General features: G+C 66.7%; 22 protein-coding genes and 1 tRNA gene. 17 read left to right on the forward strand and 6 right to left on the reverse strand.

Annotation, left to right across the window (positions count from 1 at the left end; genetic code table 11):
• The first annotated feature begins 64 nt into the window (after nucleotides 1–64).
• The 6 genes from V8J38_RS05870 to V8J38_RS05895 all read left to right on the forward strand — a co-directional run bounded on the left by V8J38_RS05870 (nucleotide 65) and on the right by V8J38_RS05895 (nucleotide 8,530).
• Nucleotides 65–2,239, forward strand: coding sequence for a malate synthase G (locus V8J38_RS05870; protein WP_338578263.1), 2,175 nt, complete (start codon nucleotides 65–67; stop codon nucleotides 2,237–2,239).
• Nucleotides 2,240–2,555: 316 nt separating this feature from the next.
• Nucleotides 2,556–3,056, forward strand: coding sequence for a hypothetical protein (locus V8J38_RS05875; RefSeq protein ID WP_278070671.1), 501 nt, complete (start codon nucleotides 2,556–2,558; stop codon nucleotides 3,054–3,056).
• Nucleotides 3,057–3,273: 217 nt separating this feature from the next.
• The gene (locus tag V8J38_RS05880) at nucleotides 3,274–4,035 is read left to right on the forward strand and encodes a hypothetical protein (protein WP_291776521.1); all 762 of its coding nucleotides are present in this window, start codon (nucleotides 3,274–3,276) and stop codon (nucleotides 4,033–4,035) included.
• A 237-nt stretch (nucleotides 4,036–4,272) separates the two neighbouring features.
• Nucleotides 4,273–5,061, forward strand: a complete 789-nt coding sequence (locus V8J38_RS05885) for a hypothetical protein (protein WP_338578266.1) — start codon at nucleotides 4,273–4,275, stop codon at nucleotides 5,059–5,061.
• A gap of 2 nt (nucleotides 5,062–5,063) precedes the next feature.
• Nucleotides 5,064–7,604, forward strand: coding sequence for a hypothetical protein (locus tag V8J38_RS05890; protein ID WP_338578267.1), 2,541 nt, complete (start codon nucleotides 5,064–5,066; stop codon nucleotides 7,602–7,604).
• A 17-nt stretch (nucleotides 7,605–7,621) separates the two neighbouring features.
• Nucleotides 7,622–8,530 (forward strand): hypothetical protein, encoded by a 909-nt coding sequence (locus tag V8J38_RS05895; protein ID WP_291776515.1) that lies wholly within the window; start codon nucleotides 7,622–7,624, stop codon nucleotides 8,528–8,530.
• Between the two features lie 94 nt (nucleotides 8,531–8,624).
• On the opposite strand, the gene V8J38_RS05900 is transcribed toward V8J38_RS05895, so the two are convergent.
• Together V8J38_RS05900 and V8J38_RS05905 are read right to left on the reverse strand one after the other, a co-directional pair.
• Nucleotides 8,625–9,056, reverse strand: a complete 432-nt coding sequence (locus tag V8J38_RS05900; RefSeq protein WP_278070676.1) for a hypothetical protein — start codon at nucleotides 9,054–9,056, stop codon at nucleotides 8,625–8,627.
• A 204-nt stretch (nucleotides 9,057–9,260) separates the two neighbouring features.
• Entirely contained in the window at nucleotides 9,261–10,604 is a 1,344-nt protein-coding gene (locus V8J38_RS05905) for an MFS transporter (RefSeq protein WP_291776510.1), read from the reverse strand.
• A gap of 148 nt (nucleotides 10,605–10,752) precedes the next feature.
• Between V8J38_RS05905 and cyoA the strand changes: the two genes are divergently transcribed.
• The 7 genes from cyoA to V8J38_RS05940 are packed head-to-tail and all read left to right on the forward strand — an operon-like array spanning nucleotide 10,753 to nucleotide 17,779.
• The gene (gene cyoA / locus V8J38_RS05910) at nucleotides 10,753–12,012 is read left to right on the forward strand and encodes a ubiquinol oxidase subunit II (protein WP_291776507.1); all 1,260 of its coding nucleotides are present in this window, start codon (nucleotides 10,753–10,755) and stop codon (nucleotides 12,010–12,012) included.
• 14 nt (nucleotides 12,013–12,026) lie between these two features.
• A complete protein-coding gene (gene cyoB, locus V8J38_RS05915) occupies nucleotides 12,027–14,039 on the forward strand; it encodes a cytochrome o ubiquinol oxidase subunit I (protein ID WP_338578268.1) in 2,013 nt (670 codons plus the stop codon).
• Nucleotides 14,040–14,043: 4 nt separating this feature from the next.
• Nucleotides 14,044–14,688, forward strand: coding sequence for a cytochrome o ubiquinol oxidase subunit III (gene cyoC / locus V8J38_RS05920; RefSeq protein ID WP_291776503.1), 645 nt, complete (start codon nucleotides 14,044–14,046; stop codon nucleotides 14,686–14,688).
• Nucleotides 14,685–15,080: a cytochrome o ubiquinol oxidase subunit IV gene (gene cyoD, locus V8J38_RS05925; RefSeq protein WP_338578269.1), complete on the forward strand. Its 396-nt coding sequence runs from the start codon at nucleotides 14,685–14,687 to the stop codon at nucleotides 15,078–15,080. The genes cyoC and cyoD overlap by 4 nt, the downstream gene beginning before the upstream one ends.
• A gap of 25 nt (nucleotides 15,081–15,105) precedes the next feature.
• Entirely contained in the window at nucleotides 15,106–15,873 is a 768-nt protein-coding gene (locus tag V8J38_RS05930; RefSeq protein WP_338578270.1) for an SURF1 family protein, read from the forward strand.
• A complete protein-coding gene (locus V8J38_RS05935; RefSeq protein ID WP_312218172.1) occupies nucleotides 15,873–17,219 on the forward strand; it encodes an ATP-binding protein in 1,347 nt (448 codons plus the stop codon). The genes V8J38_RS05930 and V8J38_RS05935 overlap by 1 nt, the downstream gene beginning before the upstream one ends.
• A gap of 23 nt (nucleotides 17,220–17,242) precedes the next feature.
• Nucleotides 17,243–17,779, forward strand: a complete 537-nt coding sequence (locus V8J38_RS05940) for a response regulator transcription factor (protein WP_338578271.1) — start codon at nucleotides 17,243–17,245, stop codon at nucleotides 17,777–17,779.
• A 170-nt stretch (nucleotides 17,780–17,949) separates the two neighbouring features.
• Here the strand turns inward: V8J38_RS05940 and V8J38_RS05945 are convergent, their stop codons facing one another.
• Nucleotides 17,950–19,161: a CaiB/BaiF CoA-transferase family protein gene (locus V8J38_RS05945; RefSeq protein ID WP_338578273.1), complete on the reverse strand. Its 1,212-nt coding sequence runs from the start codon at nucleotides 19,159–19,161 to the stop codon at nucleotides 17,950–17,952.
• A gap of 87 nt (nucleotides 19,162–19,248) precedes the next feature.
• Nucleotides 19,249–19,324: transfer RNA gene (locus V8J38_RS05950), tRNA-Lys, on the reverse strand.
• 197 nt (nucleotides 19,325–19,521) lie between these two features.
• Here V8J38_RS05950 and V8J38_RS05955 point away from each other — a divergent pair.
• Nucleotides 19,522–20,937 (forward strand): amino acid permease, encoded by a 1,416-nt coding sequence (locus tag V8J38_RS05955; RefSeq protein ID WP_338578275.1) that lies wholly within the window; start codon nucleotides 19,522–19,524, stop codon nucleotides 20,935–20,937.
• Nucleotides 20,937–21,290, forward strand: a complete 354-nt coding sequence (locus V8J38_RS05960) for an Hpt domain-containing protein (protein WP_312218167.1) — start codon at nucleotides 20,937–20,939, stop codon at nucleotides 21,288–21,290. The genes V8J38_RS05955 and V8J38_RS05960 overlap by 1 nt, the downstream gene beginning before the upstream one ends.
• Before the next feature lie 150 nt (nucleotides 21,291–21,440).
• Here V8J38_RS05960 and V8J38_RS05965 read toward each other — a convergent pair whose 3' ends face one another.
• A complete protein-coding gene (locus V8J38_RS05965; protein ID WP_338578276.1) occupies nucleotides 21,441–21,773 on the reverse strand; it encodes a chorismate mutase in 333 nt (110 codons plus the stop codon).
• 4 nt (nucleotides 21,774–21,777) lie between these two features.
• On the reverse strand, nucleotides 21,778–22,593 hold the full coding sequence (locus V8J38_RS05970; RefSeq protein ID WP_338578277.1) for a ferredoxin--NADP reductase: 816 nt from the start codon (nucleotides 22,591–22,593) through the stop codon (nucleotides 21,778–21,780).
• A 405-nt stretch (nucleotides 22,594–22,998) separates the two neighbouring features.
• Here V8J38_RS05970 and V8J38_RS05975 point away from each other — a divergent pair, with 405 nt between their 5' ends.
• Both V8J38_RS05975 and V8J38_RS05980 read left to right on the forward strand, forming a co-directional pair.
• Nucleotides 22,999–25,281, forward strand: coding sequence for a S9 family peptidase (locus tag V8J38_RS05975; protein WP_338578278.1), 2,283 nt, complete (start codon nucleotides 22,999–23,001; stop codon nucleotides 25,279–25,281).
• A gap of 50 nt (nucleotides 25,282–25,331) precedes the next feature.
• Nucleotides 25,332–25,757, forward strand: a complete 426-nt coding sequence (locus V8J38_RS05980) for a low affinity iron permease family protein (protein ID WP_338578279.1) — start codon at nucleotides 25,332–25,334, stop codon at nucleotides 25,755–25,757.
• The last annotated feature ends 112 nt before the right edge of the window (nucleotides 25,758–25,869 follow it).

Here is a 25,869-nt window from a genome sequence, read left to right on the forward strand (position 1 = left end):
CCGCTTTCTTCGCCGTGGATAGCGGCGGCCATTAGGCGTAGTCTTCAGGCTGAAGGAGACCGCCATGTTCGACGCCCCCACGACTCCCGCCGACGCCTATGTCCGCCACGGCAGCCTGAAGGTCGCCGCCGAGCTTGACGCTTTCGTGCGCGATCAGGCGACGCCGGACACGGGCGTGAGCGCCGAGGCCTTCTGGGCCGGGGTCGAGGGGCTGCTGGCCCGCTTCGGCCGCCGCAACCGCGACCTGCTGGAACGTCGCGACCAGTTGCAGCGCAAGCTGGACGACTGGCACCGCGCCTATCCGGGTCAGCCGGATCAGGCGGCCTATCAGGCCTATCTGCGCGAGATCGGCTATATCGAGCCCGAGCGCGACGGCGTGCGGGCCGAGACGGCGCACGTCGACCCCGAGATCGCGACCCTGGCCGGGCCGCAGCTGGTCGTTCCACTGACCAACGCTCGCTATCTGCTGAACGCCGCCAATGCCCGCTGGAGCAGCCTGTATGACGCGCTGTACGGCACGGATGCGCTGGGCGAGGCGCCCAGGGCGGGCGGCTATGACGTCGAACGCGGCGCTCGCGTCATCGCCCGCGTCCGCGCCTTCCTGGATCAGGTCGCGCCGCTGGCTGAGGGCGGTCATGCCGAGGCGGTCGGCTATCGCGTCGAGGACGGGCGGCTGGTCGTCGCCCTGTCTGGGGGGCGTGAGGCAGGGCTGGCCGATCCGGCCGTCTTCGCCGGTCATGCGGGGGAGGCGGCGGCGCCGTCGGGCGTCCTGCTGCGCCACAACGGCCTGCATCTGGAGATCGTCATCGACCGCGCGCACCGCATCGGCAAGGGCGACCCGGCGGGCGTCGCTGATGTGCTGGTCGAGGCGGCCCTGTCGGCCATCGCCGACGCCGAGGACAGCGTCGCCGCCGTCGATGCGGCGGACAAGCGGCTGGTCTACGCCAACTGGCTGGGGCTGATGCGCGGCGATCTTCAGGCTGACTTCGAGAAGGACGGCCGCACGGTGAAGCGGCGTCTGAATCCGGACCGCCTCTATACGGCGCCGGATGGATCGGTTCTGGCCCTGAAGGGGCGCAGCCTGATGCTGGTGCGCAACGTCGGTCTGCATCTGACGACCGACGCCGTACTCGACGCCCACGGGCGCGAGACGCCCGAGCATCTGCTGGACATCGCCATGACGGGGCTGATTGGCCTGCACGACCTGCGCCGCCTGTCTGAGGCGCGCAACAGCCCGGCGGGATCCGTCTATGTCGTGCGGCCCAAGATGCACGGCTCGGACGAGACAGCCTTCACCGACGAGCTGTTCGGCGCGGTTGAGGCCATGCTGGGCCTGCCCGCCCTGACGCTGAAGATGGGCATCATGGACGAGGAGCGTCGCACCAGCGTCAACCTGATGAACTGCATCGCGGCGGCGAAGGGCCGGGTGGTCTTCATCAACACCGGCTTCCTGGATCGCACGGGCGACGAGATCCACACGGTGATGGAAGGCGGTCCCGTCGTGCGCAAGGAGGCGGTGCGTGAGACCGGCTGGATCAAGGCCTATGAGGACCGCAACGTCGACATCGGCCTGAAGGCGGGCCTGTCGGGCCGGGCGCAGATCGGCAAGGGCATGTGGGCCGCGCCTGACCGCATGGGCGACATGCTGGCGGCCAAGGCGGGCCATCCGCGCGCGGGCGCCTCGACGGCGTGGGTTCCGTCGCCGACGGCGGCGACCCTGCACGCCTTGCACTATCATGAGGTCGACGTCTGGGCGCGTCAGGTTGAGATCGCCAAGCGCGCGCCGACCGGCCTGACGCCCCTGCTGACCCCGCCGTTCGCGATCGCGACGCCGGGCGCCGACGAAATCCGGCAGGAACTGGACAACAACGCCCAGGGCATCCTCGGCTACGTCGTGCGCTGGGTGGATCAGGGCGTCGGCTGCTCCAAGGTGCCGGACATCCACGACGTGGGCCTTATGGAGGACCGGGCGACGCTGCGCATCTCCAGCCAGCATCTGGCCAACTGGCTGCGCCACGGCGTCACGACCGAGGACGAGGTCCTGGAGGCGTTGAAGCGCATGGCCGTGGTGGTGGATCGTCAGAACGCGGGCGATCCCGCCTATCGCTCCCTGGCGCCCGCCTATGACGGCCCGGCGTGGCAGGCGGCCTGCGATCTGGTGTTCAGGGGTCGGGAGCAGCCCAACGGCTATACCGAACACCTGCTGACCCACTGGCGGCGCAAGGCCAAGGCGGGCTGACACAGGGAAATATCCTCACAATCCCAAAATGAAACATTTACTTGCCCGCGCCAGAGCTTCGCACTAGAGAGCTTGGCGTTAACGTTTCATTAACCTTTGCTGGCGGGGCGCGTTCGTCGCTCGTCCGGTTGGTTGTGTGCCAAAATGGGATGGCACGCCTCTTGGAACGCTGACCAGCGAACCCTGTCTGTGTGGACGGGGCGGCCGCAGGGGCGGCCACGGGAGGCGAACGTTGGGTGGGACCGCAAGGACAAGAAGTGCGCGCCGGGCGACGGCTGGTCGGCGTCTGATGCGTATCGGCGCCTTGGCGGGCGGCATGCTCGTCGCTCTTTCGGCGGCGGCCGCCCAGGCGGATTCCATCGAGAGCGCGACGGGATTCGACGTCCTGGTGACGGGACGGATCGTCGCCGACTGCCGCCTCTCCGGCGGGGGCGTCATCGACTTCGGGGAACTGACCGGCAATGAGGTCGTGACGGCGGACCTGGGTCTCCGTTGCAACGTGCCCTTCGATCTGAGTTTCGAATCCGCCAGCGGCGGGTTGGCTCATGTGGCCAAGCCTCGGGGCGAGGGGCCTTTCGCCGGGACCCTCCGCTACACCCTGAATGTCGCCGTTCCGACCCTTGCGCCGCAAGACGGCATGATGAGCGCGGCCTATTCAAGCGCCGAGCTGACGGCCCGCAAGACCTTGAGTAGCGGCGACGCGATCGCTGCGGGCGGCGGTCGGCTGCAGATCCGAACTCAGCCGCCCGAAGGGGCCGGGCTGCTGGCTGGTGATTACGCTGAGACTCTCAGCGTTACAATTCAGCCTAGAGTTTAGTAAAAACATCTAAGTTAACGTCAGTAATATTCGGCCTTATTGGTCGTATAATGCGGCAATTTGCTTTCGCCTTAGAAGAGAAATTCAAAAATCGACTACAGAACGTCGATTTTTTTCTTGACCTAGTCTTTTACAGTTCGTTACCATCCAGAGCAGATCGAGGGCGCTTTCAGTCTCGGTCGCTGGAATTTCAAAAACCTCGCTTGGAGAAATCATCATGAAGATCGCTACCCTGCTGGCCGGCGTCGCCGCCGTCGCCCTGACCGCCTCGGCCGCTTCGGCCGACACCATCAACCACGGCCAGACCACCCTGCCGATCGTCGGCACGCAAAACGTGTCCGGCGGCAACTTCCTGGAAAACATCGCTGCCGGTCTGAACCGCGCGAACGCTCAGAATGGCGACTCGGCCATTTCGTCGTGGCACGCCTTCGGCGGCGCGCAGGGCGACAACGGCACGGCCGCCGGCGATGACGGCGCGACCTTCACCCTGAAGGGCATGGTGTCGACCGACTGCGCCTACTACTCGGGCAGCAGCACCTCGCAGACGATCGATTTCGGCACCATCGGCATCTACGCTTCGGACAACACGGGCCCTGCGGCCGCCTTTGACATGACCGCCCCGGCCAACGTCACGATCGACAGCAACCTGGCGGGCTGCAACACCTCGAACACCGTCACCCTGTCGAAGTCGGACATCCGCGGCCTGGTGAACAACAGCTCCGCCGGCTACGACACCAACGTGTTCCAGGCGAACCTGCCCTTCTCGGTGACCGCCAACTACACCGCCGGCGACGTCGGCGTGGCGGGCTCGGCTTCGGCGACCTCGCTGGTTCTGCCGACCGGCTCGAACTCGGTCAGCAAGCAGCACGGCGCCTGGAAGTCCGCCATGGCTCTGAACGTCAACATCCCGGTCCCGTCCAAGTCGCTGCTCGCCGGCAGCTATGAAGGCGATCTGACCGTCAACATCGCCGCCTTCTAAGCGACGACGTTCATACCGATTGCGCGCGGCGCGGCCTGGCCGCTCCGCGCGTTTTCTTTTCAGTGATCAACGGTTGTTAGACTGCCTCGATGTCGCCCCAAGGCGCGGCATGGCGGGCGGTTTTGCCTGGGCGGCCGAAAGCGGACGCCTTTGGATGGGGTTTGGGGAGCGTCGGTGATGGTGCGATTGAGCATACGTATGCCGCGGCTGGGACGGTTGCTCCGGGGCGCTGCGGTCGTGATCGCGGGGTTCCTGGTCGTGACGTCGGCCTGGGCCATGCGGGTGTCGCCGATGGTGTCGGAGCTGACGACGTCGGGCGCCGGGTCCGCTGCGCGCATCGAAGTGGGCAATGTCGGCTCGGCCGCCCTGCCGTTCGAAACCCGCATCACGCGCATGGACATCGACGCCGACGGCAATATCGTCGAGACGCTGGCGGATGAGGACTTTCTCGTCTTTCCGCCTCAGGGCGTGGTGCCCGTCAGCGGTCGGCAGGTCGTTCGCGTCCAGTGGATCGGCGATCCGGCGATCGATGTATCGCGCGCCTATTATCTGTGGGTGAAGCAACTGCCCGTCGCCACCGACCCGGACGTGGCCGAGGGGGGCGGCGCGGTGGCCGTCCAGGTGCTCTACACCATGAAGGCCCTCATCGTGGTGGCGCCCCCGGGCGCCCAGCCCAAGGTCGAGATCGTTTCGGTCAGGCCCGCGATGGTCACGCCTCCCGCGCCTGAGATCGACCCTTCGCTCACGGGCGGCCAGCCCGTCGCGGCGCCTCCGGCGGAGCCGGGCGTCGAGATCGTCGTCGCCAACAGCGGCAAACGCTACGCCCTGATGAGCGGCGCCACCTGGATCGTCGAAGGGACGGACAAGGCCGGTCAGCCGTTCCGTCGCGAATACAACAGCGATGAAGTCTCCCAGACCGTCGGCGTCGGATATCTGGCGCCCGGCGGCGGTCGTCGCACGTTCAAGCTGCCGACGGGCGTTGAACTGGACCCGGCGAAGCCTGTGACCCTTCGGTTCGGACGCTGACCATGAGGGGGGCGAGGATCAGGGGGACGGCGTCGCGCCTGGCGCTGATCGCAGCCATGCTGGCGGCGTCGACGGCTGCGGCCCAGGAAGGGCAAGCCGAGGAGGGGCAGGCCGTTGCTGCAAGCCAGACGGCCGGTGCTGCGCAGCCGCGGCCCAACATCAACCCCTACGACCGCGACATCGCCATGACGGTGCCGCTGAACTTCAACAGCCGGGTGCTGGGCGAGATGCCGGTCCTGCTGACGCGCGACGACCGCTTCATCGTCGAGAGCGCGGGGTTCCAGCGTCTGATCGACCCCTTGCTGACGCCTGAGGCCCAGGCGGAACTGGCGGCGCGGCTGGAAGGCGTGGAGTCTTTCGCGCCCGAGGAAATCAACACGACAGGCATTCGCCTGGAATACGACCCCGATCAGTTGGCGGTGCTGGTGCTGCGCATCGATCCGACGAAGCGCTCGGTGGAGTCGCTGTTTCAGGGCGGTCGACCCGACGATCCCGGCGTCGCACCCGAGGACTTCTCGGCCTATCTGAACACCAACATGTTGGTGCAGCGACGCAATTCGACCGGCGAGGTCGGAACGCCCAGTCTTTATCTGAATGGCGCGATGCGCTTCCGGAACCTGGTCTTCGAAACCGACGTCCAGGGGCGAGAGGATTTGCTCACCGGCGATTACGAGGTCGACCGTCGCTACGCGCGCTTCGTCTACGATCAGCCCGAAGCCTTCCGTCGCTGGTACCTCGGCGACCTGGATCCCGAGACGCGGGGGCGACAGGGCTACGTCCAGATGGGCGGCGTCGGCGTGGCGCGCCAGCGGCAGCGCTTCGAGAGTTTCCGCAACAACGTCCTGGCGGGCGGGCGGCAGCTGGTCCTGCAGGAAGCCTCCACGGTCCGTGTCCTGCGCAACGGCGTCTTCGTCCGCGAGTTTCGCCTCGATCCGGGTCAGTACGACCTCTCCAACCTGCCGCTCGAAACCGGCTCGAACGACGTCCAGCTGGAGATTCAGAATGAATCGGGGCGGATGGAGACCGTCTCCTACAGCGCCTATCTGGACGCCATCGATCTGGAGCCGGGCGACTATGAATACGGCGCCTACCTGGGGGTGACCAACTCAGGACTGTTCGGCACGCCGGACTACAGCGACGGGGAGCTGGCCTTCACCGGCTACTGGCGCAAGGCGTTCGAGAACCGCCCGGCGCTGGGCATAGGGCTGCAGGCTTCGGAAGAGGTGCAGAACCTTACCGGCCAGACGCAGGTGATCCTGAAGAACGGCGCGCGGGCGCGTCTCGACCTGTCGGTCAGCAACAGCGACTACGGCCAGGGCTACGCCTATGCCCTGAGCTATGACCTGGCCGTCGACCGGGGCGATACCTACGACAGCTGGACCTTCGTGGCGGACTATACCTCCGAGGACTATTCGAGCCTGGGCAACGCCTCGGGCCAGAACCCGATTTCGTGGATCTTCACGGGGGCCTATTCGCACCGCTTCTCGGCGGATTGGCTGGCGAACGCGACGGCCTCCTACCGCATGAGCCGCAGCACCTTCATGGACGATTCCTACACGCTGTCGGCCACGACCACCTATCGGGTGACGCCCGCCTGGGGGCTGCAGTTCGGGACGGAGTATACGGACTACGGCAACCGCTTCGGGACGACCCGCGACGGCTTCGGCTTCACCATCGCCCTGATCTGGTCGCCGCGATACGATCGGCGCGGCGAGGCGCGTTATAATTCGGCGCGCAATTCCGGCAGCATGCGCTTCCAGCAGTCGAGCGAGAACCGCGTGGGATCGTGGGGCTACTCGGTCCAGTCCACCTATGACGACGGTCCCGGCACCGTCTCGGGCCAACTGGACTATGTGGGCAACCGTTTCGACGCCAGCCTGTCGCACACGGCGTTCGGCGAGAGCTTCAGCAGCATCTCGGACGAGCAGGTCACCACCCTGCGCATCGGCAGTTCGATCGCCACGACCGGCGGTCGGGCGGCGATCGGGCGGAACATCTACGACAGCTTCGCCATCGTCTACCCGCACGAGACGCTCGGGGATCACCCGGTCATCGTCGGCGAGTCCTTCCAGGGCGGGGCCTATACGTCGCGCAGCGGCGCCCTGGGGCCGGCGCTGTCCAACACCCTGACCTCCTATGTGAACCAGTCTGTGCGCTACGACGTGCTGGACGTCCCGTTGGGCTATGATGTCGGCGACGGCGTGCTGCGCGTTCGGCCCGCCTACAAGAGCGGCTATTCCATCCAGGTCGGCAGCGACGCCTTCGTCTCCGCCCTGGGACGGATCGTGGGCAACGGCGGCCGGCCGGCGGCCCTGCTCTCGGGCCGCGTGCGTCCCGCAGACGAGCCGAACGCCGAGCCCGAACTGTTCTTCACCAACTCGGTCGGCCGTTTCGCCGTCCAGAAGCTGAAGCCGGGCAAGACCTATCGCGTTGAGCTCTTCACCAGCCCGGCGGCGGGTTTCGAGTTCACCGTGCCGGCCGACAACGAGGGCTTGCTCGACATGCAGACCGTAACCCTGCCGATCGACGTGCCGGAAGAATAACGGGAAGGAAGAAGAACATGATCGCCGGAGATGCTCGTAAACTGGCTGTCGCCGCCGTGGGCGCCCTGGGCGTCCTGGGGCTGGCCGGCCAGGCTTCCGCCCAGGCCAAGTGCAACCTGAGCCTGGACCCCGCAGTCGACCAGTGGGTCATTCGCTATAACCCGCTCGAGGACGACGCCGCGTACCGCACCTTCGACATGGCGCTGGTCAATACGGGTCAGACGCCGTGCAACGGGCGCTTCAGCGTCTCACTGCGCGGTGAGCCGTTCGGCCTGGGAAGTCCCGGCAGCAGGGTGCGCGTGCCCTACGCCATGCGCGATGAGCAGAGCACCGCCGATATCACGCCCCGTTCGGGGGTGAGCGGCATCGTCACGGGGGCCCAGATTCATGTGCCCAAGGAAGGGCGCGAACTGGCCCGGATCGGCGTGGCCGTCCGCCCGCCCGCCAATCTGCCTTACGGACGCTACAGCCAGGTCGCCTATATCGCCCTGCAAGCGGCCGACGGCGAGGTCCATGCCGAACGGCCCGTGACCATCGTTCTGGAAATGGCGGCGGCCGCCATGATCGGCCTCAAGGGCGAGTTCACCCGACAGAACGGCGTGCCGACGATCAATCTGGGCGAACTGAATGAGGGGACGCGGGCGCTCAACACCTCGGTCTACGTCCACAGCACGGGCGGATATCGCGTGTCCGTCACGTCTCAGAATCTGGGCAAGCTGCGCCAGGCGGGCACCGCCTGGTCCATCGACTATGGGCTGCAGATGGGCTCCCGGCAGGTCAATCTGACGGCGCCGTACAGCTTCGACGTGGCCTCCGCTCAGGCGCGTAACGACGACTATCCCCTGACCGTCCGCATCGGCGATACCTCCGGCAAGCGGGCGGGGGACTACAGCGACACCCTGACCTTCACCGTCGCGGCGATCTGATCCGCGGGGGCGAGGCCGTTCGCCCCTGAGCCGCAAGTGAAAACGCCCCGCAGAGCGATCTGCGGGGCGTCATCGTTTGAGGACTATGAGCCTGTCAGATCGGCTGGATCGTCAGGGCGAGGATCAACGGCTCGTCCAGTTGAACGTCGTCGAAGCGGTAGTCGACGGTCCGAATGGTCGCCATGCTGGAGCGGCGCAGCTCCAGAAGGCCGGTCCTGGTCAGATCCAGCGAGCGGTCGCCGTAGACGATGCGGGCCTTTTCGGTCTCCGCCAGGGGGCGGTACTGGGCCGAAACGGTGAAGCCGCCGGGGCTGTTGCACGCCTCGACCACAGAGCCCATGCGGCCGGTTTCGGCCATGACGGTCCGATCGGGGCGCACCCAGCAAGCGACCGGCACGGTGGCGCGCAGCTTGTAGGAATGTCCCGCTGTCGGACCTGCGGCCGCGATCTGGGGCGCCGCCGCCATTGTAAGGCCGGCGGCTATCGCCAGAAGCGCACGGCGTTTTGCCTGCATCAGCTTGGTCATGACGTCCTCATCACCCTTGATTTCCAGGTGACGATACTCGGCCGCTGTTAACGTCAGGCGATCAGACAGACTTAGCGGGCGCTTAAGTCCTATCGTAAACGGCCGATAACCTTATCGAGGCGAAGAGACCTGCAGATGTCACAAGGGCGGCGCGCTCCACCGAACGCGCCGCCCCTGATCATGAGGCGGCGTCCGATCCGGCGGTCAGGCCTTGGCGCTCGCGCGCTCCTTGGCCAGTTCGCGATTCAGCCACAGGGCCAGAAGGGTGCAGATCGCGCCCGACAGCAGATAGGCGCCGCCCGCCACCAGGCCGAACCGGCCCGACAGGGCCAGGGCCGCCAGCGGGGCGAAGCCCGCGCCGAACAGCCAGGCTAGGTCCGAGGTCAGGGCCGAGGCTGTATAGCGGTTGGTCAGGCTGAAGCTGGAGGCGATGGCGCCCGAGGCCTGGCCGAACGACAGGCCCAGCAGGATGAAGCCCAGGATCATATAGGTCAGCTCGCCCGCCGGGCCGCCGTCCAGAAGCTGGGGCGCGAAACCCGAGAAGGCGGCGATGCCCGCCGCCGTGACCGCCAGCAGGGCGCGGCGGCCGTAGCGATCGGCCAGCCAGCCCGAGGCCAGGATGGCGAACAGGCCGAAGACGGCGCCGATCAGCTCGATCATCAGGAAGCGGCTGGGCGCCTCGTCGGTGTAGAGAAAGACCCACGACAGCGGGAACACCGTCACCATGTGGAACATGGCGAAGCTGGCCAGGGGGGCGAAGGCGCCGATGATGATGTCGCCGCCTTCCTCGCGCACGGCCTTGGTCACGGGCGCGGGGTGCAGCTCCAGAGTCTCGAAGGCCGCCTGGAAGGTCGGCGTCACCACGATGCGCAGGCGCGCGAACAGGGCCACGACGTTGATGGCGAAGGCCACGAAGAAGGGATAGCGCCAGCCCCAGTCCATGAAGTCGGCCGCCGACAGCTTGCTGAGGAAATAGGCGAACAGGGCGCTGGCGACCATCAGGCCGATCGGGGCGCCTAGCTGCGGCACCATGGCGTACCAGCCGCGACGCTTCTCGGGCGCGCTGACGGACAGCAGGGAGGCCATGCCGTCCCAGGCGCCGCCCAGGGCCACGCCCTGACCGATCCGCAGGGCGATCAGCATGGCGGCCGACCAGTGGCCGACCTGCTCATGTCCCGGCAGGAAGCCCAGGCAGACGGTCGACAGGCCCAGCAGGAACAGGGCGATGGTCAGCTTGGTCCCGCGCCCGAAGCGCCGGTCGATGGCGATGAACAGGGCCGTGCCGAACGGCCGGGCGATGAAGGCCACGGCGAAGACGGCGAAGGACAGCAGCGTCCCGACCAGCGGTCCCGCATAGGGAAACACCAGCTGTGGAAACACCACGACCGAGGCGATGGCGTAGACGAAGAAGTCGAAGAACTCCGACGTCCTGCCGATGATGACGCCGATGGCGATTTCGCCCGCGTCGATTTTGCCGTCTCGCGCGTTGATCCGGCTGGCGTCCCGCTCGAGGGGCTCTGAAGAAGGCGCGCCGCTGGCTGCGTTCATGACCGATGAGGCTCCAGGAACCGGGGCGCACGCGCGCCCGCGACAATAGAATGTTGGAACGGCCCCTTTGCTCCCGATGGTCGGCGCAAGGGATAGGGCAGATTGTCCAATGTCGCCTGTTCGGGGGCGGGGTTACGGGGCCTGCACGATGACCGCGACCTCGCCTCGAACCTCGACTGGAGCCGCCGTGCGCCGACTGCGCCCCCTGTTGCTGTTGCCTCTTCTGGCCTTGCTGCCCGGCTGCGAGGCCGTGGTGCTGTCGCCTGCCGGCGACATCGCCGCCCAGCAGCGCGACCTGCTGGTCATGTCCGTCATATTGATGCTGATCATCATCATTCCGGTGATGATCCTGACCGTCTTCTTCGCCTGGAAATACCGGGAATCGAACAAGGAGGCCCGTTACGAACCGGACTGGGACCACTCGACCCATCTGGAGCTCGTGATCTGGGCCGCGCCGTTGCTGATCATCATCTGCCTGGGCGCCATCACCTGGGCCGGGACGCACCTGCTGGACCCCTATCGCCCGCTGGACCGCGTGGCGGCGGGGCAGGCCGTGGCCGAGGATCACCGCCCGTTGCAGGTCGAGGTGGTGGCCATGGACTGGAAGTGGCTGTTCATCTACCCCGAATACGACATCGCCACGGTGAATGAGCTGGCTGCGCCGGTCGATCGGCCGATCCGCTTCCACATCACCTCGACCGGGGTGATGAACTCCTTCTACATCCCCGCCCTGGCCGGTCAGATCTACGCCATGCCGGGCATGGAGACGAAGCTGCACGCCGTCATCAACCGTCCGGGCGAATACGTCGGCTTCTCGGCCAACTATTCCGGCGACGGCTTCTCGAACATGCGCTTCGCCTTCCACGGTCTGGACGAGGCCGGCTTCGACCAATGGGTCGCGGGCGTACGCGCTGCCGGCCAGGGGCTGGACCGCGAAACCTATCTGGAGCTGGAAAAGCCCAGCGAGAAGGTGCCCGTCATCCACTACGCCTCGGTCGACGATCGCCTGTTCGACGCCGTGGTCAACATGTGCGTCGAGCCGGGCAAGATGTGCATGGGCGAGATGATGGACATCGACCGCAAGGGCGGCCTGGGCCTGACGGCGGTCAAGAACACCCTGCCGCTTGTCTATGACAAATACGCCCGTCGCGGCGACGCCGTCTTCGGCGCCGGCGAGTCCTATGTGCTGACGATCTGCACCCCGCTGGAGGCCGAGGCCGCCGCCGTCGAGGCCGCCCGTCGCCGTCAGGCCTTCGGCGAGGACGTCGCCCGCGACACGCCTCTGAACCGCGTCATGGGGCAGGGGCTGGAGCGCCCCGGCCGCGCCGGTTCTTCGTCCGGCGAGCGGTTCGCCTCCCTTTTCACCGCGCCTTCCACGGCGTCCGCGCCCGCCGCGTCGCAATCTTGAGCGCCTGAACGATCATGACCGTCGAACATTCCACATCGCCGCTTCTGGGTCGGTTGAACTGGGAGTCGCTTCCGTTCCACGAGCCCATCCTCGTCGCCACCTTCGCCGTCGTCGTCATCGGCGGTCTGGGGGTGCTGGGCCTGATCACCCGCTACAAGCTGTGGGGCTATCTCTGGACGGAGTGGTTCACCACCGTGGACCACAAGAAGATCGGGATCATGTACATGATCCTGGGCTTGATCATGTTCCTGCGCGGCTTCGCCGATGCGGTGATGATGCGTCTGCAGCAGGCGATGGCCTTCGGCGGGTCCGAGGGCTACCTCAACGCCCACCACTATGATCAGATCTTCACCGCCCACGGCGTGATCATGATCTTCTTCGTGGCCATGCCCCTGATCACCGGCCTGATGAATTATCTGGTGCCGCTGCAGATCGGGGCGCGGGACGTCTCCTTCCCCTTCCTCAACAACTTCAGCTTCTGGATGACCACGATGGGGGCCGTGCTGGTCATGGCCTCGCTGTTCATCGGCGAGTTCGCGCGCACGGGGTGGCTGGCCTATCCGCCGCTGTCGGGCATCGGCTACAGTCCGGGCGTCGGGGTCGACTACTACATCTGGGCGCTGCAGATCGCGGGGGTAGGGACCACCCTGTCCGGCATCAACCTGATCGCCACCATCGTGAAGATGCGCGCGCCGGGCATGGGCCTGATGAAGATGCCGGTATTCACCTGGACCTCGCTGTGCGCCAACATCCTGATCGTGGCGTCCTTCCCGATCCTGACGGCGACGCTGGTCCTGCTGTCGGCGGACCGCTACATCGGCACCAACTTCTTCACGAACGACTTCGGCGGCAACCCGATGATGTACGTGAACCTGATCTGGATCTGGGGCCACCCCGAGGTCTACATCCTGATCCTGCCGCTGTTCGGCGTGTTTTCCGAAGTCACCTCGACCTTCTCGGGCAAGAAGCTCTTCGGCTACACCTCCATGGTCTATGCGACGGTGGTCATCACCATCCTGTCCTACCTGGTGTGGCTGCACCACTTCTTCACCATGGGCTCGGGCGCGTCCGTGAACTCCTTCTTCGGGATCACGACGATGATCATTTCGATCCCGACAGGGGCCAAGCTGTTCAACTGGCTGTTCACCATGTACCGCGGCCGCATTCGGTTCGAGCTGCCGATGATGTGGACGGTCGCCTTCATGCTGACCTTCGTGATCGGCGGGATGACGGGCGTCATGCTGGCGGTGCCGCCCGCGGACTTCGTGCTGCACAACTCGCTGTTCCTGATCGCCCACTTCCACAACGTCATCATCGGCGGGGTGCTGTTCGGCCTGTTCGCCGCCATCAACTTCTGGTGGCCCAAGGCCTTTGGCTTCCGGCTGGAGAAGAAGTGGGGCCTGGTCAGCTTCTGGTGCTGGGTGGTCGGCTTCTGGATGGCCTTCATGCCGCTGTACGTCCTGGGCTTCATGGGCGTGACGCGGCGGATGCGGGTCTTCGACGACCCGGCCTATCAGATCTGGTTCGTCATCGCGGGCGTCGGCGTGGCCGTCATCGCCGTCGGCATCCTGGCCATGCTGATCCAATTCGCCGTCAGCATCATCCATCGCGACAAGCTGCGCGACGAGACCGGCGACCCCTGGCTGGGCCGCACGCTGGAGTGGGCCACCTCGTCGCCGCCGCCGGACTACAACTTCGCCAAGACGCCGATCATCCACGACAGCGACGCCTGGTGGGACATGAAGACGCGCGGCTATGAGCGTCCGACGGAAGGCTTCAAGCCGATCCACATGCCTGCCAACACCGGGGCCGGCTTCATCCTGTCGGCGCTGTCGCTGATCGTCGGCTTCGCCCTGATCTGGTACATCTGGTGGCTGGCGGCGGCGGGCTTCGCCGCCCTGATCGCCTACGCCATCTTCCACACCTTCAACTACAAGCGCGACTACTACATCCCGGCCGAGACGGTTCAGGCGACCGAGGACGCGCGCACCCAGGCCCTGACGGCCGCAGCAGCGACGCAAGGGTGATCCGATGAGCCACGCACCAACCCTCAACTCCGACTACGTCGACGAGGCCGGGCGGCCGATCTTCCACCCGGTCGAGGAGCCGCACCACCCGGAAGGCCACAGCACCATGCTGGGCTTCTGGATGTATCTGATGAGCGACTGCCTCATCTTTGCGATCCTGTTCGCCGTCTACGCCGTGCTGGGCGGCAACTATGCGGCCGGTCCGGCGCCCAAGGATCTGTTCGACCTGCCGCTGGTGGCGCTGAACACCTCCATGCTGCTGTTCTCGTCGATCACCTACGGCTTCGCCATGCTGGCGATGTACCGCAACAAGGTCGCGCAGACGCAGGTCTGGCTGGCGGTCACCGGTCTGTTCGGCCTGTGCTTCCTGGGGATCGAGCTCTATGAGTTCGCCCACATGATCCACCTGGGCGCCACGCCCCAGCGCAGCGGCTTCCTGTCGGCCTTCTTCATCCTGGTGGGCACGCACGGCCTGCACGTCACCTTCGGCTGCATCTGGCTGGTCACCCTTATGGTGCAGGTGGCGCAGAAGGGCCTGATCCAGGCCAACCGGCGCCGCCTCATGTGCCTGAGCCTGTTCTGGCACTTCCTGGACGTCATCTGGATCGGCGTCTTCACCTTCGTCTATCTGTTCGGGATGCTGCGATGAGCGCCGAAGCCCACAACGAGCACGCCGTGACTCACGACGATCACCACGGCGATCATCATGCCGATGGGCATGATCACGGCGCCTACAGAAGCTATCTGATCGGCTTCGGCCTGTCGGTCGTGCTGACCGCCATTCCCTTCTGGCTGGTCATGGCCGGGGTGCTGGCGCCGCAGCTGACGGGCTTGATCATCACCGCCTTCGCCGTGGTGCAGATCGTGGTCCACATGATCTTCTTCCTGCACATGAACCACAGGTCCGAGGGCGGGTGGAACATGCTGGCGCTGATCTTCACCCTGGTGATCGTGGTCATCGCCGTCGCCGGGTCGGTCTGGGTCATGTATCACCTGAACACCAACATGATGCCCGTCCACGACATGCAGGGGATGGGCTGAGCCCTCTCGCACGCGGAGACGCCGCTTGACGTCATCTTCGGCCCCTGAACCCGCCGCCCGTCCGGCGTCACGCCGTCGAACGGTCGCGGGGCTGACGGCCTTCGCCATGCTGATCGCGGGCTTTTCGGCGTTGGGCGTCTGGCAGGTCCAGCGCCTGGCGTGGAAGCAGGATCTGATCCGTCAGGTCGACACCCGCATCCATGCCGACCCCGTCCCGGCGCCGGGGCCTGCAGGCTTCGACGCCGTGACGCGCGAGGCGGACCAGTACCGCCGCGTCACGGCCAGCGGCCGGTTCCTGCATGACCGCGAGGCGCGGGTGAAGGCGGTGACGGACCTTGGGCCGGGCTTCTGGGTCGTCACGCCGCTGGCGGATGCGCGGGGCTTCACCGTCCTGATCAACCGGGGCTTCGTCCCCGCCGAGCGAACGGCCCCTGAAACCCGCACCGAAGGTCAGGTCGACGGCCCGGTCTCCGTCACCGGCCTGTTGCGGATCACCGAGCCCAAGGGCGGCTTCCTGCGCGACAACGATCCGGCGTCTGATCGCTGGTTCTCGCGCGACGTGGCGGCGATCGCCGAGGCCAAGCGGGTGCAGGGGGCCGTCGCGCCCTACTTCATCGACGCGGACGCGACGCCCAATCCCGGCGGCTGGCCCCGCGGCGGGCTGACGGTGGTGCGGTTCGCCAACAGTCATCTGGTCTACGCCCTGACCTGGTTCGGGCTGGCGCTGATGTCGGCGGGCGGCGCCGTTCTGTGGTTGCGCGACGAGCGGCGCCGCAGGAAGGGAGGGCGATAGTGCAGACCCAGACTCTCAGCCGCTTCGCCCGCACGGTTCTGGGCATGGACGCCAACGCCGAGACGCCGGTGTCGCCGGGCGCGGCCGGACGGCGCAACATGCTGCTGCTGATCCAGCTGAGGTGGCTGGCGGTGATCGGCCAGGTAGCGACCATCGTCATCGTCCATTGGGGACTGGGGATCAGCCTGCCGCTGGGGCCGCTGCTGCTGGCGCCGACGGCTCTGGCGGTGATGAACCTGGTCAGCGCGCCTGTCACCCTTCGACGCAAGGTGGTCACCGACCCTGAGATCCTGCTGGCCCTGTGCGTCGATGTGGCGGCGCTGAGCTGGCTGCTCTACTTCAGCGGCGGAGCGACCAATCCGTTTGCGGCCCTGTATCTGATGCAGGTGGTGTTGGCGGCGGTGCTGCTGCGGCCAGTCTACGCCTGGGGCTTCGTGCTGGCGACCGGCGCCTGCCTGGCCTTTCTGGCGATCTGGCGTCAGCCGCTGGACCTGCCCGCAGGGGCTGATGCGCGGCTGGGCCTGATCCAGCAGGGCGCCCTGATCAATTTCATCCTGATCGCCGTGCTGCTGGTGGCCTTCGTCACCCGCACCAGCCAGAACGTGCGCGCCCGCGACGCCTATCTGGCCGAGGCGCGGCAGCAGGCGGCGGAGCAGGACCACATCGTGCGCATGGGGCTGCTGGCTTCGGGCGCGGCGCATGAGCTCGGCACGCCCCTGGCCTCGCTTTCGGTCATTCTCAGCGACTGGCGGCGGATGCCCGCGCTGAACCGCGACGAGGATCTGGCGCATGACATCGAGCAGATGCAGGCCGAGGTCGAGCGCTGCAAATCCATCGTCACCAACATTCTGATGTCGGCGGGCGAGGCGCGGGGCGAGGCGCCGACCGTCACCACCCTGAAGGCCTTCCTGCAGGAGATCATCGCCGAATGGTCCGACAAGGCGGGCGACGCCCTGGGCGTGACCCTGGACGGCCCGGCGCCCGGCAATCCGTCGATCATCGCCGATCCAGCGCTGAAACAGGTGTTCAGCGCGCTTCTGGACAACGCCCATGAGGCCGGGGCGCGAAATCTGGAGGTGCGGGCCGCCGCCGACGCGGGCGGGCTGTTCATCGCCTTCGAGGATGACGGCCCCGGCTTCCCGGCGGCCATTCTGGAGAAGCTGGGCCAGCCCTATCAATCGACCAAGGCGCGCGCCGGCGCGGGATTGGGGCTGTTCCTGCTGGTGAACGTGGTGCGCAAGCTGGGCGGCACGGTCGTGGCCGCGAACCGACCGAGGGGGCAGGGCGGCGCTGCCGGAGCCGTGGTGCGTCTGACCTTGCCGATCGACGCCCTGGCCCCGAGATAAGGGGTCGGGAAAGAGGGAATGAGATGACCGACGAGCCCCGCCAGCTTCTGATCGTCGAGGATGACGAGTCCTTCTCCCGCACCCTGCGCCGGTCGTTCGAGCGGCGCGGATATCAGGTCGTGTCCGCCCACAGCCACGACCAGATGGTCGAACTGCTGAAGACGCATCATCCCGACTACGCCGTGGTGGACCTGAAGCTGGGAACGGCGTCGGGCCTGACCTGCGTGCAGACGCTGCACGCCTTCGATCCCGACCTGGTGATCGTGGTGCTGACCGGCTTCGCCAGCATCGCCACGGCGGTCGAGGCCATCAAGCTGGGCGCGCGCCACTACCTCGCCAAGCCGGCGGGCACGGACGACATCGAGGCGGCCTTCGGTCGCGAGGCGGGCGATCCCGATGCGCCCCTGACCGCCCGCCCGACCTCGATCAAGACGCTGGAGTGGGAGCGCATCCACGAGGTGCTGGCCGAGACCGACTTCAATATCTCCGAGACGGCGCGCCGCCTGGGGATGCACCGCCGCACCCTGGCGCGGAAGCTGGAGAAGCGGCAGGTCAGCTGACTTTTCGGCTTCCGCTCATCCTTTTTCTCCTACGCCGTCATTCTCGGGCTTGACCCGAGAATCCAGCCCCGCAACGGCTGAACAGGCATGGGGTTGAGGCGGTCGCCGTCATGCTTGCTGGATTCTCGGGTCAAGCTCGAGAATGACGGCCTGAGAGAGAGGAAAGGACGTTACCCCTCCGTCTTCAACGCCCCCAGCACCGCTTCGGTATCCTGCCCCAGCTTCGGCGGCGGGGCGTCATAGCGCACCGGCGTCTTGGACAGACGGATAGGCGAGGCGACGGTACGGACGGGGTCGGCCAGGTCGGCCCGGGTCTGCTCGACCGTCAGGCCGCGATGGATCGCCTGAGGCTCGGCGAACACCTGGTCGATGGTGTTGACCGGACCGCAGGGCACGCCCGCCGCCTCCAGCGCCTGCATCAGCCCCTGCATGGTGAAGCCTTCCGTCTTCGCGGCGATCAGCGTCCCCAGCGCCTCGCGCTCGGCGACCCGCAGGGCGTTGCTGGCGAAGCGGTCCTCGACCTCCAGCCCCAGGGCGCCGCACAGGGCGCGGAACTGGCCGTCGTTGCCCACGGCGATGATCACCATCCCGTCGGAACAGGCGAAGGGCTGATAGGGGGCCAGGTTGGGATGGGCGTTGCCCATCCGCGTCGGCGCCTTGCCGGACACGAAGTAATTGGTCGCCTGATTGGCCAGCATGGCCGCCTGAACGTCGAACAGGGCGATGTCGACATGCTGGCCTTCGCCCGTCGCCCGCGCGTGCCACAGGGCGGCCAGGATGGCGTTGGAGGCGTACAGGCCGGTGAACAGGTCCACGACCGCCACCCCGACCTTCATCGGCTCGGCGCCTGGCGCGCCGTCGGGCTGGCCGGTGATCGACATCAGCCCGCCCATGGCCTGGATCATGTAGTCGTAGCCGGCCCGGTGCGCGTCCGGCCCGTCTTGGCCGAAGCCGGTGATGGAGCAATAGACCAGCTTCGGATTGATCGCCGCCAGCGAGGCGTAGTCGAGGCCGTACTTCTTCAGCCCGCCGGTCTTGAAGTTCTCGACCACCACGTCGCAGGTCGCAGCCAGGCGACGCACGGCCTCGGCGCCGTCTGGGCTGGCGATGTCCAACTCGACCGACTTCTTGCCTCGGTTGGCGCACAGGAAATAGGCGGCGTCGCCGGGCGCGCCGTCCGCCGTCGTGGTGAAGGGCGGGCCCCAATGGCGGGTGTCGTCGCCGGCGCCCGGCCGCTCGATCTTGATGACCTCAGCCCCCAGATCCGCCAGCGTCTGCGTCGCCCACGGCCCGGCCAGAACCCGCGACAGGTCCAGCACGCGCACCCCGTGAAGCGGGCCATAAGAGGAAGGGGCGGGGGGAATCGAGGCGGCGTCAGACATGCCCGCCTTCTAGCAGAAACCGGGCGCAGCCGGATGGCCTCGCGCCGAGGCGCGACGATCATTCAATGCATGAAAAGAAGGAGACGATGGTGGGTGATCACAGGTTCGAACTGTGGACCCGCTGATTAAGAGTCAGCTGCTCTACCAACTGAGCTAATCACCCGTACCGTCGTCTGCGCCCTTGGTGTGGCGCCGGTCCTTCGCTGCGGCGCTGATGGCCTCGGCGAAGGGCGCTCCTATTACTCGCACCCGGGGGGAGGCGCAAGCGTCAAATGCGTCTTTTATCGTGATTGCATCGCGCGCTAAGGTCGCGCCTTGAATCAGCCGCCGGAAAGACGCGGCGAGGGGGAGTAAAAGATTATGGCGTTCTGGAACCGTCGTCGCTCGATCGACGCGATGCTGGCCCCGCATTCGGGGCCGGGGCTCAAGAAAACCCTGAGCTGGCCGCACCTTATGGCGCTGGGCGTCGGCGCCATCGTCGGCACCGGCATCCTGACCCTGATCGGTGTCGGGGCGGGCCTGGCGGGCCCGGCGGTGCTGATCAGCTTCGCCCTGGCCGGTCTGGTATGCGCCTGCGCCGCCCTGGCCTACGCCGAGCTGTCGACCATCATGCCCGCCTCGGGCAGCGCCTATACCTATTCCTACGCCGCGCTGGGCGAGATCTTCGCCTGGGTCGTGGGCTGGAGCCTGATCCTGGAATATTCGCTGGTCGTGTCGACGGTCGCTGTCGGCTGGTCCGGCTACGCCGTGCCCTTCCTGGCGGGACTGGGCGTCGACCTGCCGTTCGCCCTGACCGTGGGGCCGCACGTCGAGGGCGGGCTGATCAACCTGCCGGCCATCTTCATCATCGCCGTGGTGACGGGCCTGCTGCTGCTGGGCACGCGCGAGAGCGCGACGCTGAACGCCATCCTGGTGTTCGTGAAGATCGCCGCCCTGGTGGTGTTCGTGGCCATCGCCATGCCGCACTTCGACACGGCCAACTTCACCCCCTTCATGCCCAACGGCTTCGGCGCGCCCTTCGTGCAGACGGGGGTGATGGCGGCCGCCGCCATCATCTTCTTCGCCTTTTACGGCTTCGACGCCATCGCCACGGCGGCCGAAGAAACCAAGAAGCCGGAGCGCGACCTGGCCATCGGCATCGTCGGCTCGATGGTGATCTGCACCGTCCTCTATATCGCCGTCGCCGCCGCCGCGATCGGCGCCGCCCCGGTCGCCAGCTTCGCCGACAGCCCCGAGCCGCTGGCGCACATCATGCGCGGCCTGGGCCAGGGCGTCGCCGCCCAGTGGATCGCCGCCGCCGCCGTGATCGCCCTGCCGACCGTGCTGCTGGCCTTCCTGTTCGGCCAGAGCCGCATCTTCCTGGGCATGTCGCGCGACGGCCTGCTGCCCAACCGCCTCGCCAAGATCTCCAAGCGCGGGGTTCCGGCCGTGGTGACGGTGTTCACCGCCGTCGTCGTGGCCTTCCTGGCCGGCATCATGCGCTTGGACGAACTGGCCTCCCTGGCCAACGCCGGCACGCTGATGGCCTTCCTGGCCGTGGGCGTCAGCCTGATCGTGCTGCGCGTTCGCGACCCGAACCGCGAGCGCAAGTTCAAGGCGCCGCTGTGGCCGCTGGTCGGCGGCATCGCCATCATCGGCTGCATCGTCTTCTTCTTCAGCCTGAAGAGTTCGACGCAGATCTACTTCCTGCTGTGGAACCTGTTCGGCCTGGCCGTCTACCTGATCTGGTCGTCGCGCAACTCGCGCCTGGCCAAGGGTGAAGAGGCCGAGGCCTGATGGCCAGGCGCGATCTGTCGGGGGCGGTGGATTTCACCGTCCTCGAAGCCATGACGGCGGGCATGGATGATGTGACGGACGAAGTGCTGGGCCTGTTCGCCGAACAGGCCCGCATGTGGTCCGCCATGCTGGACGCATCCAGCGAAGGCTGGCGCGACGCCGTCCACACCATCCGCGGCGCCGGGGCGGGCATCGGGGCCAAGGCCCTGGCCCAGGTCTGCGAAGAGGTGGAGTTCGGCGAGCAATCCGCCGCGCCCGCCGGGCTGGAGCGTGTGAAGACGGCGCTGGACGCGGCCCTGGCCGATGTCGCCGCCTATCGCCACGAACTGGCGTTGAAGAGCCTGAAAGGCTGAGGCCCTTCTCCCCTTGTGGGAGAAGGTGGCCCGTCAGGGCCGGATGAGGGGTTTCTCGACAATTGATCGTGAATCCGACGGATGCGTGGGCGTGACCCCTCATCCGTCAGGCTTCGCCTGCCACCTTCTCCCGCAAGGGGAGAAGGCAGCTCAGACCCGCGTCTGGTCCCAGGTTCCGAACTCGTGGGCGATGCAGCGGTCGATGAGCAGACGCCAGACCGGCTCGGCGATGTCGGGCGACAGGCCGGCGGGTTCGGCCGCCTTCAGCACCTTGGCCACCACATCGTCGATACGGGCCTGATCGAAGACGGCGTCGCGGTTCGGCTTGATGCGGGCGGCGGCGTCCATATAGCGCTGACGCTCGGCCAGCAGGGTGACGAGCGCCCGGTCCAGCGCATCCACGCCCTGACGCACGTCAGCCATGGTGGCGCAGTCTTCCGGGGCCTTGCGTTCGTCGATGGCGACGGCGGCGGGAGAGGTCATCAGGTCAGCCGACAAAGGCGCGCTCCAGAACATAGTCGCCGGGTTCGGCGTTCGAGCCTTCTTTCAGGCCGTAGGATTCCAACAGTTCGCCGGTCTCCTTGATCATGGCCATCGAGCCGCACAGCATGACGCGGTCGCTGTTGGGCGAAAAGCCGATAGGCAGTTGCAGGTCGGCGAAGACGTCGCCCGACTTGATGCGGTCGGTGATGCGGCCCGGCGTCTCGAAGCGCTCGCGCGTCACGGTCGGATAATAGGTCAGCTGGGTCTTGGCCTCGTCGCCGATCAGCGGATCGTCGTGGATCTCGTGGCTGAAGAAGTCGCGGTAGGCCAGGTCGGCGACGTTGCGCACCGTGTGGCAGACGATGACCTGCTTGAAGCGGGAATAGGTCTCGGGATCGCGCGCAACCGACAGCCAGGGCGCCAGGCCCGTGCCGGTGCCGATCAGCCACAGACGCTCGCCGCCGGTCAGGGCGTCCAGCACCAGGGTGCCGGTCGGCTTCTTGCCCATCAGGACGCTGTCGCCGGCGACGATCTTCTGCAGGCGCGAGGTCAGGGGGCCGTCCTCGACCTTGATGGAGAAGAACTCCAGTTCCTCGGCCCAGAAGGGGCTGGCGATGGAATAGGCGCGCAGCACGGGCTTGCCGCCGTCCTCGCCCGGTAGGCCGATCATGACGAACTCGCCCGAGCGGAAGCGGAAATCCTCGGGCCGCTTCACGCCGAAGCTGAACAACTGGTCGTTCCAGTGGCGGACCCACAGGACTTCCAACTCATGGAACGGACTGGCCTTGACGGGCGGCGCGGAGAGGGAGGCGTCGGACATGGCGACTACCTAGGCCGTCAGGGGCGGTTGCGAAAGGGCGCCGCGGCGATCCTTCCGCTCCATGGGGAACAAGGGACCGATCACAATCGGCCAGCCTACCTATAAGCCTGTGCCATACTGCGCTTCGGCCCAGGAAGATGCGGCCGCAAGCCGCAGGGGATTTCAGACGATTCAGACGAATTGGACTCTCTTTTTCTCCACTTCTCTCTTGTGGGAGAAGGTGGCAGTCCTCGGGCTTGTCCCGAGGGCTGACGGATGAGGGGTCTCGCGAGCTTTCCGACCACGCGGCTTTGGCCCCTGTCGGAGAAACCCCTCATCCGAGCCCTTCGGGCCCACCTTCTCCCACAAGGGGAGAAGGACGAATTGCGGATGACGGCGGAAGATTCCGCCTCTAGCTTCACCGCCATGCGCACTTTTCTTCTCGCCTCGACGATCCTGATGGCTGCGACCCCGGCGTTCGCACAATCGACCCCTCAGCCCGCTACGCCTCCCGCCGCCACGGCGCCCGCGTCCTCGATCCTGACGGTCGAGCGGGTGTTCGCCAATCCGTCGCTGGCCGGGCCGGTGGCCAAGGGCGTCAGCCTGTCGCCCGACGGCGAACTGGTCGCCTTCCTGCGCTCGCGCGAGGACGACGTGGACGTGCTGGACCTGTGGGCCGCGCCGGTGAAGGGCGGCGAGCCGTTCAAGCTGATCGACGCCCGCGCCCTGGTTCCCGACGCGGGCGAACTGTCCGAGGCCGAGAAGGCGCGGCGCGAGCGGATGCGGATTTCGCAGCGCGGCGTGGTCGAATATTCCTGGGACGAACAGGGCCGCTACATCCTGGCGCCGCTGGAGGGCGACGTCTTCCTGGCCAACCGCGCCGACGGCTCGGTGCGGCGCCTGACCGAAACGGCGGCCGATGAGATCGACGCCAAGGTCTCGCCCAAGGGATCGTTCGTCAGCTTCGTGCGCGACCAGAATCTGTTCGTGGTCAATCTGGAGACGGGCGCCGAACAGGCCATCACCACCGACGGCAAGGACCTGATCACCTGGGGCGCCGCCGAGTTCATCGCCCAGGAGGAGCTGGACCGCGACACCGGCTATTGGTGGAGCCCGAACGAGCGCTACATCGCCCTGCAACGCACGGACGAAAGCCCGGTCGACGTGATTCCGCGCCTCGACATCACCGGCGGCGGCGCCTCGGTGGCCCAGCAGCGCTACCCCCGCGCCGGACGGCCCAACGCCGTGGTCGAGCTGTATGTTCAGGACGTGCAGAGCGGCCAGCGGGTCAAGGTCGATCTGGGCGCTGACACGGACATCTATTTGGGCCGGGTCAACTGGGCGGCGGACGGCTCGGTCGCCTATGTCCAGCGTCTGTCGCGCGATCAGAAGCGGCTGGACCTGCTCAGCGTCGATCCGGCCACGGGCGCCAGCCGGGTGATCGCCAGCCAGACCTCGAACGCCTGGGTCAACGTCACCCATGACTTCAAGGCGCTGAAGGACGGCAACTTCATCTGGTCCAGCGAGGAGAGCGGGTGGCGTCACCTGTATCTCTACAACAAGGACGGGCGTCAGCTGCGGGCCGTCACGCGCGGCGACTATCCGGTGAAGTCGCTGGACGGCGTTAATCAGGACACGGGCGAGGTCTTCTTCACCGCCTCCATGCGCGACGGCAAGGAATATCCGATCGAGCAGCAGCTGTTCCGAACCAGCTACAGGCGGACGCTGAACCCGACCGAAGTCACCCCGCGCGGCGGCTGGTGGAGCGCCTCGGTCAACACCATCGGCACGGCCTATGTCGGCAACTATACCGACGTGAACACCCCGGCGCAGTCGGCGCTCTATTCGATCAACGGCCAGCGCGTGCGCTGGATCGAGGAGAACAAGCTCCAGCCCGGCCACCCCTTCTGGCCCTATGCCGAGCGCCAGCAGAAGCCGAGCTTCGGCACGCTGCAGAGCCATGGCGAGACGCTGATGTGGCAGATGACCACGCCGCCGGGCTTTGACCCGTCCAAACGCTATCCGGTCGTCATGCAGGTCTATGGCGGCCCGTCGGGCGGCGGGGTGAAGAACGCCTGGCAGCCGGCGACCAACCAACTGTTGACCGAGGCGGGCTACATCGTCTTCCGCCTGGACAACCGGGGCGAGGGCGACCGTTCGGCCGCCTTCAAACAGGCCCTCTATCTGAAGATGGGCCAGCCCGAGATCGAGGATCAGGTCATCGGCGCCGACTATCTGCGCTCTCTGCCCTATGTCGACGCCGACCGCATCGCCATCATGGGCTGGTCCTATGGCGGGTTCATGAGCCTGATGGCCCTGACCGAGCCGAAGATGGGGCTGGCGGCGGCGTTGGCGGGCGCCCCGCCGACGGAATGGAGCCTGTACGACACGGCCTATACCGAGCGCTATATGTCGACGCCGCAGGGCAATGTGGCGGGCTATGCGGCGTCTGATGTGCTGGGGCGGCTCGACAACATGACCGGGCGGCTGCTGCTGATGCACGGCATGGCTGACGACAACGTCATCTTCGAGAACACCACGCGGGTGCTGAACGCCCTGCAGGAAAAGAGCATCCCCTTCGAGACCATGCTCTATCCGGGCCAGCGCCACGGCATCCGGGGCAATGACCGCCAACTGCACCAGTGGCGCACCTATCTGGACTTCCTGGACCGCACCATCGGGACGCGTGCGCCCGCCGCCAGCGAATGAGTCTGTCCTGATCCGGCGGAACCCGGCCCTGCGGCCGCCGTTCCGCCGGAATGGAAAAGCTGTTCAACCATCTGGCGAACACGACGGCCAAGCTGGCGGGACGGCCGTGGACCTTCATCATCTGCCTGGCGGTGGTGCTGTCCTGGGCCGTGACCGGGCCGCTGTTCCACTTTGACCAGACGTGGCAGCTGGTCATCAACACCGGCACCACCATCGTCACCTTCCTGATGGTGTTCCTGATCCAGAACACCCAGAACCGCGACGCCGCCGCCATGCACGCCAAGATGGACGAGCTGATCTATGCCGTGAAAAAGGCCGACGCGGGCTTCATCGGCATCGAACATCTGACGGACAAGGAGCTGGCGGTCATTCTGCGGGAGGTCGAACGCCGCGGGCGCGACATCCATGCCGGACAACCCGCGCGGGCGGTCAGGGGCCGCCCGGCGCCACGCCTCGAGATCGACGCCAAGACGTGAAGACGCCGGGGCCGACGGGGCGAGACACGGCTGCGCGCCTGGCGGAGATTTTCGGCGGCTGACGATCAAGGGTCCGTCAGCGCAACGGTTTGCGCATAGGCGGATTAATCGT

It is taken from the genome of Brevundimonas olei (assembly GCF_037055245.1).
GTDB lineage: Bacteria > Pseudomonadota > Alphaproteobacteria > Caulobacterales > Caulobacteraceae > Brevundimonas > Brevundimonas olei.